Below are 13593 nucleotides of genomic sequence, written 5' to 3'. Positions count from 1 at the left end.
GCTTGAGTCATGAATCTCGACGATTTTCTGCCCTGGCAAGGCCCGACCGAAGGACTTGCCGCCAGCGAGGACGGCGACGCCGTCCAGGCGGCGCCTGCCAACCCGCGTGCGACCGACGACGGCAGTCTGCCCGCGTATGCCGAGCTGCATTGCCTGTCGAATTTTTCCTTTCAACGGGGGGCGTCGCATCCGGAGGAACTGGTCGCAAGAGCCGCGGCCCTGGGTTACGCCGCGCTGGCGATCACCGATGAATGCTCGGTCGCGGGCGTCGTGCGCGCCCTGGCCGAAGCGGTGCAGCACAAACCGATGTCCTTGATCGTCGGCAGCGAATTTCGTCTCACGCCGGTGCATGCGCCGGACGGCGCGACTCAGGCCGCGACGCCCGATACCGAAGCCTGCTCGCCGGATCTCGACGCGCTCGGCACCGTGCATCTGGTGGCGCTCGCGCAGCACCGTGAAGGCTACGGCAATCTCTCGGAGATGATCACGCTCGGCCGCATGCGCGGGCCGAACCGCGGCTACCGGCTGCATGCGCGGGACTTCAGCGAACCGGCCGCGGCGCAGGCGCATCTGCGCGGCCTGCCGGGCTGTCTGATCATCGTCGTACCCGATGCCGACGCGAGTCCGGAGCGCACGCGGGCGCAAACCCGCTGGGCGGCGCAGACCTTCGGCGAGGGGCGCGTGTGGCTCGCACTCGAGCGTCGGCATCGCGCCGACGACGAAGCGCACCTGGCGCGGCTGCGCGCGATCTCGGCCGAATGCGGCGTGCCGCTCGTAGCCACGGGACATGTGCTCATGCACGCGCGCTCGCGCAAGCCGTTGCAGGACACCCTCACCGCCATTGGACTGGGCAAGCCGGTGCAGGCGTGCGGACTGGCGCTCGCCGCGAACGCCGAGCAGCATCTGCGCACGCGTGTGCGGCTCGCCTGGCTTTATCCGCCTGATACGCTGGCCGAGACGGTCGCCATCGCGTCGCGCTGCCATTTCGAATTGCGCACCCTGCGCTACGAATATCCGGAGGAACTGGTGCCGGCCGGCCACACGCCGGTGACGTATCTGCGGCAGGAAGTGGCGGCGGGCGCGAAGCGCCGCTATCCGAGGGGCGTGCCGCCGAAGGTGCAAAAGCTCATCGACGACGAACTGGCGCTCATCGAGGAGCTCGAATACGAGCCATATTTCCTGACGGTCTACGACATCGTGAGCTACGCCCGTCGTGAAGGCATTCTGTGCCAGGGGCGGGGTTCGGCGGCCAATTCGGCCGTGTGCTACTGCCTCGGGATCACCGAGGTCAATCCGGACGAGGTGGAGTTGCTGTTCGGACGGTTCCTCTCGAAGGAGCGCAACGAGCCGCCCGATATCGACGTGGACTTCGAGCACCAGCGGCGCGAGCAGGTGATCCAGTACATCTACGGCAAGTATGGCGTAGAGCGCGCGGCGCTGGCGGCAACGGTGATCTGCTATCGCATGCGCAGTGCGGTGCGCGATACGGGGCGGGCGCTGGGCATCGATCTGTCGATCGTCGAGCAGGTCGCGCAGAGCCAGCAATGGTGGGACGGCCGCGAGAATCTGCTCGCGCGCATGGCGGCCCAGGGGCTGTCGCCCGACGCGCCGACCACGCGGCTGTGGGCAGAGCTCGTGACGCGGCTGATCGGCTTTCCCCGCCACCTGTCGCAGCATGTGGGGGGCTTCGTCATTTCGCGCGACAAGCTCTCGCGACTCGTGCCGATTGCACCGGCGGCGATGAAGAATCGCTACGTCATCCAGTGGGACAAGGACGATATCGAGACACTCAAGCTGCTCAAGGTCGACGTGCTCGCGCTCGGCATGCTCAGCGCGTTGCGCCGCACGCTCGATCTGCTGGGCGAATGGCGGGGCGCACCAATGACGATTGCCGATATCCCGCGCGAAGACCCGGCCACCTACGGCATGATTCGCCGCGCCGACACCGTCGGTGTGTTCCAGATCGAGTCGCGCGCGCAGATGAGCATGCTGCCGAGGCTGAAGCCGAAGCAGTATTACGACCTTGTCGTGCAGGTGGCGATCGTGCGGCCGGGGCCGATCCAGGGCGGCATGGTGCATCCGTTCTTGCAGCGTCGCAAGCAGAGGCCCGAGGACATCCAATATCCGTGCGATGCGATCAAACCGGCGCTCGAGCGAACGTTGGGCGTGCCGATTTTCCAGGAGCAGGTCATGCAGATCGCCATGATCGCGGCCGGCTTCTCGGCAGGAGACGCCGACCAGTTGCGCCGCTCCATGGCCGCGTGGAAGCGCAAGGGCGGCCTCGAAAAATTTCAGACGCGCATCATCGATGGCATGTTGAAGAATGGTTATCCGCGTGACTTCGCGCAGGCCATCTGCCGCCAGATCGAAGGTTTCGGCGAGTACGGTTTTCCGGAGAGCCACGCGGCGAGTTTTGCGCTGCTGGCCTACGCGAGCGCGTGGCTCAAGTGCCATGCGCCGGAGATGTTCCTGTGCGGGCTGCTCAACAGTTTGCCGATGGGGTTCTATTCGGCGTCGCAACTGGTGCAGGATGCGCGGCGGCATCGCGTGGAGGTGCGCGCCATCGACGTATGCGTGAGCGACGTCGAGTCGCGCCCCGAGGCGCGCGTCGGGCGTCATGGCGGCGCACGCCGTCCGGCGGTGCGGTTGGGGCTGTCGTTGGTGAAGGGGCTGTCGGCGCCAGGCGCCAGGGCGATCGAAAGCGCGCGGCGGCAGCGGCCGTTTACCGATATCGACGATCTGAGCGCGCGCGCGGCGCTGTCGCGGCGCGACCTGGACGCGCTGGCGGCGGCCGACGCGTTATCGTCGCTGCTGGGCAGCCGCCGTCAGGCGCGCTGGACGGTGGCCGCCTGGCAGCCGCCAACGCCGTTGCTCGGCGCCACGGCTCTGCGCGATGCGGCGCCGGGCAGCGCGCAGGAGCCGGTGGCGCTGCCGCCCATGCCCGAGGGACAGGACATCGTGGCCGATTACGCGAGCACGGGCCTGACGCTGCGGCGCCACCCGCTGCTGCTGTTGCGCGACAAGTTGAAGCGAATGCGCGTGAAGACGGCGCGCGAGCTGCAGACCGAGGGCGTGAACGGCCATCGGGTGCGCACGGCGGGCATTGTGACGGGGCGGCAGCGGCCGGGCACGGCGAACGGCACGATATTCGTCTCGCTCGAAGACGAGACGGGCGTGATCAACGTGATCGTCTGGCCCGATCTGGTCGAGTCGCAGCGCAAGGAATTGCTGGCGTCCTCGCTGCTGGGCGTGGAAGGCGTGTGGCAGCGCGAGGAACGCGTGACCCACCTGGTTGCGCACCGCCTGGTCGATCTCTCGCCGATGTTGGGCGAGCTCACCGTCTCGAGCCGGAACTTTCATTGAGCCGCCCGCCGCAAATCGCCCGGGGGCGATAGCCCGACGCGCCGCCGGCGAACTCAATGCGCCGCGTCGGCCTGCTTGCCTGCCGCCTGAGCGAGCTCGGCCGCCTCCTTCTCGCTGCGCAGGCCGTTGAAGTGCGCATTGAGCAGCACGGCGCTGATCGACGCGAGCAGAATGCCGCTGTGGAAAAATGGCGCCAATGCGTGCGGCAGTTTCATGAAGAACTTGTCGGACGCCACCGGAATCATGCCCACACCGATACTGATCGCGATGATGTAGAGGTTGTAGCGGTTCTTCGACAGGTCCACCGTCGAGAGAATCTTCACGCCCGTGGCCGTCACCATTCCGAACATCACGATACCCGCGCCGCCCAGCACGAACTGCGGCACCGACGCCACCACGTGCGCCACCTTCGGAAACAGTCCGAGCACGATCAGGATCACGCCGCCCATTGCGCACACCCAGCGGCTCTTCACCCCCGTCACGCCGACCAGCCCGACGTTCTGCGAGAACGAGGTGTAGGGGAACGTGTTGAACACGCCACCGATCAGCGTGCCGAGCCCATCGACGCGCAGGCCGCGCACGAGCGTCTTCTGATCGACGGGACGGCCGACGATGTCGCCCACGGCGAGGAACATGCCGGTCGACTCGATGAACGTCACGAGCATCACGAGCGTCATGGTCGCGATGGCAACCGCGTCGAAACGCGGCATGCCGAAGTGAAACGGCATGACGAGCCCGAACCACGGCGCCTCGGCCACGCCGGCGAACGAGACCTTGCCCAGCACGATCGCCACGATCGTGCCGAACAGAATGCCGAGCAGCACGGCGATGTTCGCGAAGAAGCCGCGCACGTACTTGGTGATGAAGAGAATGCAGAGCAGCACCGCAAACGACACGCCCAGATAGAGCGGGTTGCCGTAGTCGGGATTGCCGAATCCGCCCGCCGCCCAGTTGATGCCCACGCCCATGAGCGAGATGCCGATCACCGTGATGACCGTGCCCGTGACGACCGGGGGGAAGAGCCGCAGCAGCTTGCCGATGAAGGGCGCGATCAGAATGCCGATGATGCCCGAGGCGATCGTCGCGCCGTAGATGTCGAGCAACCCGAGCTCGGGGTTGGTGCCGATGGCGATCATCGGTGTGACGGCCGTAAACGTCACGCCCATCATGATCGGCAGACGCAGACCGAAGATCCACACGCCGAGCGTCTGGATAAGGGTGGCGATACCGCAGGCAAAGAGATCCGCGTTGATCAGGAACGCCACCTGATCGACCGACATCTTGAGCGCGCCGCCGATGATCAGCGGCACCGCCACCGCCCCCGCGTACATCACCAGCACGTGTTGCAGGCCCAGCGTGAAGAGCTTGGGAAGCGGCAGGCGCTCGTCGACCGGATGCACCGGTACAGCAGCAGATTGCGTCATGTCTTCTCCTGATCCAACGGTGTGAGTTGATCTACATGGCGAAACCGAGCGTAAATTTTTTACCGGGACGCGGCGAGCCGCGTCAAAAACCGCGGTGCGCAGAACGCAGGCGCGGCGCGCGGCGGCCGGCACGAGGGGAGGGAAGAAAACTGCGCCATGGCGCCATGGTACGCCTGCACGGGCGGGCGGGAGCGACGGGCGCCAAAGCCTTGTGCCGTATGGGCCCGGCGGGCCGCCGGCGTGCAGCGCGTCCGGCCGGGCGTGCGCGCTGCAACGCCCGAATCGTCCTGTGCGCGCCGCGTGAGGACATCTCGCGCCGGAGGATCATATCGTTTTCGCAATACTAAAGATTGCGTCTGGCATATGAATCTTCGAGACACTGGTGCCAAGCCAAGCCAATTCCGGCATCGGGAGCGCGCACCGGCGCAGGAGGTGCGGGGCGGGGACTGCGCGCCGGCTCAGCGAGCGCCGGCGGCGCCTGACGGTTTGCGTGCCAGCGAGTCGGTGTGCGCGCCCGTGCCGGCGTTGTGCTGCGCCACGCTGTCGAGCTTGCTCGAGATCTCTTCTCCCATGTGATGGAGGAACTCCATTTCCTTCGCGCCGATGCCGCCCGCGCAGAGCGCTCCGCCCCAGTCGCCGTAGAGCAGCGCCACGCTCTGGTTGCGCTGGCGGACCGGCAGCAGGAAGAACGACTTCACGTGGGCGAAGTGTTGACGGTGCCACAGCGGAATGCGCGGCACGATACGCGGCTCGCGGGCATTGTCGATGAGGATGGCGCGGCCGTTGGTGAGCGCGAGGTGAAAGACGTCCGGTTCGAACGCTTCGGGGAAGCTCAGGCCGAGCAGCGACTGCACGTCGCGCCCGATGCCGAAGCGCATCTCGAAGACCTTCGAGGCGGGCGCGCGAACGAACGCCGCGCAGTTGACGAAGCCGAGCGACTGGAGAATCGCTTCGAGCGTGAGGTTGAGCAGGCCGACGGCGTCCGTCTCGCCCGTGGCCGCACGCACTTCCGAGAGCCCATCGGCCAGGCGCCGCGCCGAGTCGAGCGGCTTGCCCGCCGGCGGCTGGCGTGTGTTGGACGCACCGGTGCTGATCGCGATGAATTCCTGATGGCTCGTGTCGCGCACCATCTCCTCGCCGATCGAGACCACCTCGCCGATGTCGAGGGCGAGGCGCTCGGCGTAGCGCTCGGCGAGCTCGGCCAGACGTGCCGGGTCGGCCCCGCGCGTGAGTTCGGTCACCATCTCGTTGGACATGTTCGCCACCGCGCACAGCCAGTCGGTGTGCGAGAGCGGGGCGTCGCCGTCGAGATCGATCGGTCGCATGCTCGTGGCGATCGACTCGGGCAGCCCCCACTTGCGCGCCGCCGCTTCGGACAGTTCGGGAAACGAGATGCCGAGCACGCGCTCGCAGGCGTCGCTGTCGCTGATGCCGTGCTGCGCCGCGAGCGTCTGGATTTGCGTCCACTCGTTCGGGAAGCAATACGTGACGAGCAGGCGCGCCACGTGGTGCAGCAGCGTGCAGACGACCGCTTCCTCGCCGTCGCGAATGCCGTTCTTGGCCGTGATGTCGCGCGCGAACGCACCGGCGAGCGTGGCGCGGGCGAGCTCACGCGCCATGTCGTCGCGGCGCGCCGCGACTTCGCCGAAACCCTCGAGCAGCTTCAGGCTGAGGGCCAGATGACCGATGGTGTCGACACCCAGAATCATGATGGCGCGCGAGACCGTCGTCACGTTGCAGCCGAACGGCGCGTACATGGCGGAGTTGGCCAGGCGAATCACCTTCTGCGTGAGCGCGAAGTCCGAGAGCACGGACGACGCCAGGTCGGCCGTGCTCGTGTTCTCGCTTTGCATGGCGGACACGATGCCCGTCACCGAGCGTTGCAGCGACGGGAAGTCGCCGCGCTCGGCCATGCGCTGCCACAGTAATTCGAGCGTCTTTTCTTTGGTAAGGCTCATGGGTAGCGGGGATGTCCGGTCAGTGGCCGGCATCCACATTGAGACGCCCGCTCGCAAAGGCCGCCTCGAGTTCTCCCGCAGGCAGGGCTTTCGACACCAGCCAGCCCTGGATGGAATGGCAGCCGCGATCGATCAGCATCTGCCGTTGTTCTTCCGTCTCGACCCCTTCGGCCACCGCCGACAGACCCAGCTCGCGCGCCAGGCCCAGGACGGCCGTGACGATCGTACGGTCGTTCGGTGACGTCGGCATGTCTTTCACGAAGCTGCGGTCGATCTTGAGCGCGGACAGCGGGAAGCGCTTGAGGTAGCCCAGGCTCGAATAGCCGGCGCCGAAGTCGTCGACGGCGAAGCGCACGCCGAGCGTCTGCAGCTCGCGCAGCACCAGGTTGGCCTGCTCCGGGTCGCGCATGAGCACGCTCTCGGTGATTTCGAGGACCAGCCGGTGACCTTCGACGCCCGAGTCGGCGATCGCCTGCCAGACAAGGCTCGGGAACGACGGATGGTGAAACTGCTGTGCCGAGACGTTGACCGACATGTACAGCCCGTCGAGCCGGGTGCGATCCCACCGCGCGAGCTGCATGCAGGCGGCGCGCAGCGCCCAGCCGCCCAGCAGGTTAATCAGGCCATTGGCTTCGGCCAGCGGAATGAATTCGGCCGGCGACACCGGACCGAGTGCCGGATGCCAGCGCATGAGCGCCTCGACACCCTTCACGTTCAGCGAGATAGGGTCGCAGATCGGTTGGTAATGCAGGCTGAATTCGCCGTTGTGAATCGCCTCGAACATGGCCGATTCCAGCGAAAACGCCTTGCGGTGCAGATTGCCCAGGTCGTCCGTATAGACGAACAGGCCATTGCGTCCGCGATCCTTCGCGCAATACATGGCGGCATCGGCGTGCTTGATCAGCAGACCGGCCGAATCGCCGTGTTGCGGGAAGAACGACACGCCGATGCTTGTCGTGAGGTGCAGCAACTGGTCGCCGACCTGGAAGGGTTGCTGCACGGCGGACAACAGTCGCTTCATGATGCCGGTGAGCGCCTGCTCGTTGTCGCAGCCAGGCAACACCAGCACGAATTCGTCGCCGCCCATGCGCGCGGCCATGTCAGTCTCGCGGATCTGGGCGACCAGGCGCTGACCGGCGTCGCGCAGCAACTGGTCGCCCACGTCGTGGCCAAGCGAATCGTTGACTTTCTTGAAGCCGTCCAGATCGAGCAGTGCGACGGCGAAGTTCGGACCGCCTTCGCGTGCGTGCTGGATCGCCTCGGTGATGCACTGCTGAATGTATTGGCGGTTGCCCAGCCCGGTCACCGCGTCGCGCACGGCCAGATCGGACAGGCGCGCCTCGTTTTCCTTGAAGGCGGTGATGTCTTCGCCGTGCACGAGGAAGGTGGCGCCGGCGCCGGCAATGCGCGGCGTGTATTGCGCGATGCGCAGCCGCATCCACACCCGGTCGGTCAGACCGCGCAGCAGACGCACCGTGCATTGCTGGGGGCCGAGGGTCTGGGCGGCGGCAAAGGCGTCCTGCAGCAGGGGCACGTCTTCGATGCCGGTGAGCTCGAACAGCGTGGCGTGGTCGATGTACTCGCGCGAATACTCGAGCAGGCGCAGGGAAGCTTCGGCAATGAAAAGGAAGCGGCCGTCGGCAGCGACATGTGCCGAGAGTCCGCCGGTCAGCTCGACCAGCGCCCGGGACAGTGCCGGGGCCGGCGCCGGGGCAATGGCCTCGGCGATTGCCGGCGCCAGGGTCGAAGGCTCGACCAGAGGTACACCGGCTGGGAGTCGATCTGAACTCATTGTTGTTGTCTGTGCTTGCATCACGTTGAGCGCGCAGCCGCTCATGTGCTTCCCCGTTCAGGCAAACGCGCTCATGGCCGGACGGCAGTCCGGCAGGTGTCCGATGGATTGTGGGCCATTATAGCCAAAGACGCCAGCGAATTTGGTGGCCGCAATCCCCGTTTCACGCCGCTTTCCACAGGTTTTCCCTTGTGAGTTTTTTTCTGACAGGGCCGGCGGGATTTTTTCCTGCGCCATGGTTCGCATCTGGCCGCACCCTGTTCGCTTTCCATTGCTTTCCATCGGCTTTCGGTCCGCCACCCGCTCGCCTTCCATCAGCCCTCCATCCGCCTTCCATCCGCTCTCCATCCGCCCTCCATCCGCCTTCGGCCGCCGCCCGCCCACCGATACCCGATCCGGCATCGCCAATGCCCGGCCGGCGCGCTTTTGCCCGCGAGCGCCAGTCTACCCAAGCCGGACGCCCTTGCGGGCGGCACAATCGTGGATTTTGTCATTGCGGCGCAACATCGCCTTCGTCGGGGAAGACGTGTGGCGAGACGCGCGCAGGGGAGGAAAGCGGTCGAGGACCGAGCAGGAAAGCGCTCGACGACCGCGACCCGGGGGGCGCTCAGGGGCGGGAGGTGGAGGAGGTGGGGGAGGTGCGCGATGTGCGCGATGTGCGCGAAGGGGGCTCGGCGTCGGCTTCGTGGGCGAGCGACCAGGCGATGCACGCGCGCGCGAGCGCAGCCGAAGCGTCGAGCCCGAAGCGGGCGAGCGGCGTCTGCACGGCGGCCAGCGCCACGGGGATTTCGGTGCAGCCGAGAATGACGCGTTGCGCGCCCGCGGCCAGCAGCGGCTCCATGGCCATGGCGAGCGCTTCGCCGCCCTGGCGGACGTCGCCGGCCTTGGTCAGACGAATGCCTTCGTTGACGAGCGCCTGATGCGCGAGCGGTTGCGCCGGGCGGACGAAGCGGTAACCCAGCGCTTCGAGTCGGGGACGATAGACGTTGGCGTGGTGCGTGCCTTCGGTGGCCATCAGGCCGATGGGCGAGCCCGGGGCGACGCATCGGGACAGTTCGCCGGCCACGGCCTCGACCACGTCGAGCACCGGCAGGCGGGTGCGGGTGCGCAGCGCTTCGAGCCAGGCGTGCGCGGTGTTGCAGGCAATGGCGATGCAGCCGGCGCCCGATTGCTCCAGGGCGTGAACGCCGTCGAGCATGCCCTCGAGCGGCGAGGCGCCGTCACGCAACAGCGCTTCGGTGCGATCGGGAATCTGCGGGACCGAGTACAGGATGAACGGAATGTGATCCTGGTCGCGCTCGGCGGGATGTTGCTCGACGATCTTGCGGCACAGGTCGATGCCTGCGGCAGGCCCCATGCCGCCGAGGATGCCGAGCGTGGCGTGCGAATTCATGGTGATGGCAATCGGCGGGAACGTCAAGAAGCGGGATCGGGCCGCACGGGGGCCGCAGCCCCCGCACGACGGCTGTCCGCGAGGATCAGTCGTAGGCCTTCGTGATCGGATCCTTGAACATGGCGCGCATTTCCGGCGTCATCGGGTAGTTCATGTTCTGATTCTTCGGCGGCACCGGCTGCGTGAACCACTTGTTGTACAGCTTCTCCATTTCGCCGGACTTCTCCATGTCGGCGATGACCGTATTCACGACCTTCGTGAAGGCCGGATCGTCCTTGCGCAGCATGCACGCGTAGTTCTCGAACTGGAGGTTCGGGCCGACGATCTCGTAGCCCTTGGCCTCCTCGGGCGAGAGCGCGGCGCGCTGGCCGTAGAGCAGCGGCTCGTCCATCACGAAGGCCACGGCGCGGCCTTGCTTGACCGTCAGGAAGCCGTCCGAGTGTTCCTTCGTCTGGATCAGGTTGAAGCCGACTTCGCCCTTCTTGCCGGAGAGAATGCGGTCGGCGGTGGTGCCGGCCGTCGTGGCGATGGTCTTGCCCTTGAGGCTGTTCAGGTCGGTGATGCCCGAGCCCGTCTTGGCGATCATCTTGATCGAGTACAGGAAGATGTTGTGCGAGAAGCCGACTTGCTTGGCGCGCTCGAACGTGTGCGTGGTCGAGCCGCACTCGAGGTCGATGGTGCCGTTCTGCATCAGCGCGATACGGTTTTGCGAGGTGATCGGCGTTTCCGTGACCTTCAGGCTGGGCGCGTTGAGCTCCTTCTTGACCGCGTCCACGATCTTGAGCGCGATTTCCTGCGAGTAGCCGATCGTCTTGCCGGTGTTGTCCGTGTAGGAAAACGGAATCGACGACTCGCGCACGCCCAGCGCGATCACGCCCGTGTCCTTGATCTTCTTGAGCGTGCCGGTGAGCTCCTGCGCGCTGGCAGTATGCGCGAACAGGCTGGCGGCGGCGCTGGCGAGCAGCAGGGGAGCAAACAGCTTCTTCATGGTCTCTGTCCTATCGGAAGTGAATGGCACGGTGGTCCGCACCGTTGGAATGTCAAAACCCAAACCACTGATACAACCCGGCACGCGCACCCAGCGGTCCCCGTGGGCATAATGCAAAACGCCTCGCGTGCGTACTACAACCCCAAAAAACGTCTCCTGATACGTCGTCGGCTGATACGTCTCCTGACCGGGCGGCCCGTCATGTTCGCCACACGCGCGCTTACGCCGCTAGACGGGCAAACCCTGCCAGATCGACGGCGGGACGCCTGCCGTCGATCGCGTCGGCGACGACGCGCGCGGCGCCCATCGACAACGTGAATCCCAAACCGCCGTGGCCCACGTTCAGCCACAGATTGCCCAGCGATGCGGCGCGCCCGAGAATCGGCCGCCCATGGGGCGTGGCCGGGCGCATGCCGGTCCACTCCAGCGGGGCCTGCGCGCCCCCCAGTGCGGGGAAGAGGCCGGTCGAGAGCGTGCGCAGCGCGTCGATGCGATGCGCGGCAATGCGATAGTCGTACCCGACCAGGTCGGCAATGCCGGCCACGCGCAGATGCTCGCCGAGGCTGGCGTATACCACCTTGTTGTCGGCATCGGTCACGGACACCCCCGGGCGCGCATCGACGGGCGCGTGCCGATACGTGAGGCTGTAGCCCTTGAGCGGATACAGCGAAACGGACTCGCCCACGGTGCGCAGCAGCGGCATGGCGGCCAGGCCGTTCGCCACGACGCAGGCGTCGACCTCGACGTCGCCGGCGCGTGTGCGAATGGCGCGCACGGCCCCGCCGCGCACGTCGAAGCCGCTCGCTTCGCGATCGAACAGCAGCTTGCCGCGCGCGTGTGCGCCAATGAGCCGCGCGAGTTCGCTGCACAGCGACTGGCAGTCGCCGGTGCCTTCGCCCGGCGTGTGGATGCCGCCCGCGAGTTCGCCGGCGATCTTGCCCAATGCCGGCTCGAGCGTGGCGCAGGTCGCGGCGTCCACACGCCTTTGCGTGTAGCCCAGGCCGTTGGCCAGCTCGAGCGAGCGTTCGGCTGCGGCAAGTTTGGCGGCGTCGCGATACACCACGAGCTTGCCGCTCAGGCGGTAGTCGAACGAGACCGACTCCTGCGCCAGAAACTCGAGCATCACTTCGCGGCTATGCAGGCCCAGCGAGAGCAGACGCAGGGTGGAACTGGCGTTCGCCCGCGCATTGCAGTGCCTGACGAATTCGATGGACCAGCGCCAGAAATCCGGATCGAACGACGGCTTGATGCGCAGCGGACCGGTGCGGGAGAACAGCAACGACGGCAACTGCGAGAGCACGCCGGGCGCGGCGAGCGGCGACACGTAGCCGTAGCTCAGCTGGCCGCCGTTGGCGAAGCTCGTACCGAGACCCGGACCGCGTCCGGCGTCGATGACCGTGACCTCGTGACCGGCGCGCAGCAACTGATACGCGCTGGCGAGGCCGACGACGCCCGCCCCGATGACTCCAATATGCATGACGATGAATGACAACCAAAAACGCAATGAAAAGCAAGGCGGGAAAAATATTCGCAGCGGGAGGATGGGGGCCTCGCGTGGGTCCTGCGGTGCTTTCACGCGACCTTTGCTACGCAGTGTAGAGCGAGAAAATTCGGCAACCTATGCGGATTTGAGGCAGCATATGTCTTTTGGCTATAGGGTCGCCGGCACGGCGCGCCCGGCACGCATTCAGGGGAGACGGGCGCAGGCATGAAATTGCGGCATATCGAGACGTTTCGCGCGGTGGTGCTGACCGGTTCGGCCAGCGGCGCGGCGCAATTGCTCAACGTATCGCAACCCGTCGTCTCGCGCGTGTTGCAGCATGCCGAGCAGCAACTGGGCTTCAAGCTGTTCGATCGGGTGAAGGGGCGTCTCGTGCCGACGGCCGAAGCGCGCCGCCTGTACCCTGACGTCGAGCGCATCTTCAGCGATCTGGAGCGCCTGCGCACCACCTCGCGCAATCTGCGCCAGCACGGCGTGGGCCATCTGCGCATTGCCGCAACGCCCAGCCTCGCGCACAGCCTGCTGCCCGCGGCGATCGAGCGCATGCGCCGCGCGCATCCCGATGTGGTGTTCGAACTCATTACCCACCACACCACCGAGATGATCACCGCGATCCTCACGTCGTCCGTGGACGTGGGCATCGTCTCCGCGCCGCCGATGGCCGCCGGTATCGTGAGCCGTCCGGTGGCGCAGGGGCATATCGTGCTGGCCGTGCCGTCGTCGTGGCCGAGACTCGCGCGCAAGGGCCGGGCGGGCGCCGACGCGCTCGCCGGTCGCGATCTCATCAAGCTGCATGACGACACCCCGCTCGGGGCGCTTATCAACGAGCGCCTGGAGCAGACCGAACTGCTGCAGGACGCCGAAGTGATGGTGCAGACCTATTCGCTCGCGGCGGCGCTCGTCGAGCACGGGCTCGGCTATGCACTGCTCGACCAGTTCACGGCAGCGAGCGCCCATGTGCCCTCGCAGCAACTGTATCGGGTGTCGCCGGCCATCGAATTCCCGGTGGAAATGCTGCGCCCGGCGCACGCGCCGGAATCGGTGCTGGCCGACACGTTGCAACGCCACCTGGCCGACGTGGCGAGCGAGCTCAGCGTGCGCGCGAACGCCCTGTGCGAAGGCCGCGAAATCGTGCTCGCCCCCGGCGACGAACTGGACGCCTCATAAACCGCCG

Annotated in this window: 9 protein-coding genes; 2 read left to right on the top strand and 7 right to left on the bottom strand. The window is 66.6% G+C overall.

Annotated elements, in window-relative coordinates:
- Positions 1-9: 9 nt before the first annotated feature.
- Positions 10-3363, top strand: a complete 3354-nt coding sequence (locus tag PNO31109_RS08585) for an error-prone DNA polymerase (RefSeq protein WP_150555193.1) — start codon at positions 10-12, stop codon at positions 3361-3363.
- A 53-nt stretch (positions 3364-3416) separates the two neighbouring features.
- Here PNO31109_RS08585 and PNO31109_RS08580 read toward each other — a convergent pair whose 3' ends face one another.
- The 7 genes from PNO31109_RS08580 to PNO31109_RS08550 form a co-directional block, all read right to left on the bottom strand.
- On the bottom strand, positions 3417-4787 hold the full coding sequence (locus tag PNO31109_RS08580; protein ID WP_150555192.1) for a nucleobase:cation symporter-2 family protein: 1371 nt from the start codon (positions 4785-4787) through the stop codon (positions 3417-3419).
- Between the two features lie 458 nt (positions 4788-5245).
- Positions 5246-6745, bottom strand: a complete 1500-nt coding sequence (locus PNO31109_RS08575; RefSeq protein ID WP_174966333.1) for an HDOD domain-containing protein — start codon at positions 6743-6745, stop codon at positions 5246-5248.
- Positions 6746-6764: 19 nt separating this feature from the next.
- Positions 6765-8537 (bottom strand): putative bifunctional diguanylate cyclase/phosphodiesterase, encoded by a 1773-nt coding sequence (locus PNO31109_RS08570; RefSeq protein ID WP_174966332.1) that lies wholly within the window; start codon positions 8535-8537, stop codon positions 6765-6767.
- Between the two features lie 57 nt (positions 8538-8594).
- Positions 8595-8885 (bottom strand): hypothetical protein, encoded by a 291-nt coding sequence (locus PNO31109_RS08565; protein ID WP_150555189.1) that lies wholly within the window; start codon positions 8883-8885, stop codon positions 8595-8597.
- A gap of 259 nt (positions 8886-9144) precedes the next feature.
- Entirely contained in the window at positions 9145-9930 is a 786-nt protein-coding gene (gene cuyB, locus PNO31109_RS08560) for a cysteate racemase (RefSeq protein WP_150555188.1), read from the bottom strand.
- A gap of 85 nt (positions 9931-10015) precedes the next feature.
- Positions 10016-10918 (bottom strand): transporter substrate-binding domain-containing protein, encoded by a 903-nt coding sequence (locus tag PNO31109_RS08555; protein ID WP_150555187.1) that lies wholly within the window; start codon positions 10916-10918, stop codon positions 10016-10018.
- Between the two features lie 220 nt (positions 10919-11138).
- Entirely contained in the window at positions 11139-12395 is a 1257-nt protein-coding gene (locus tag PNO31109_RS08550) for a D-amino acid dehydrogenase (protein WP_150555186.1), read from the bottom strand.
- A 231-nt stretch (positions 12396-12626) separates the two neighbouring features.
- Between PNO31109_RS08550 and PNO31109_RS08545 the strand changes: the two genes are divergently transcribed.
- Positions 12627-13586, top strand: a complete 960-nt coding sequence (locus tag PNO31109_RS08545) for a LysR family transcriptional regulator (protein ID WP_150555185.1) — start codon at positions 12627-12629, stop codon at positions 13584-13586.
- Positions 13587-13593 lie beyond the last annotated feature (7 nt).

The organism is Pandoraea nosoerga, assembly GCF_902459585.1.
In the GTDB taxonomy this organism is placed as follows: domain Bacteria; phylum Pseudomonadota; class Gammaproteobacteria; order Burkholderiales; family Burkholderiaceae; genus Pandoraea; species Pandoraea nosoerga.
This window is presented reverse-complemented; position numbering and strand designations above follow the sequence as displayed.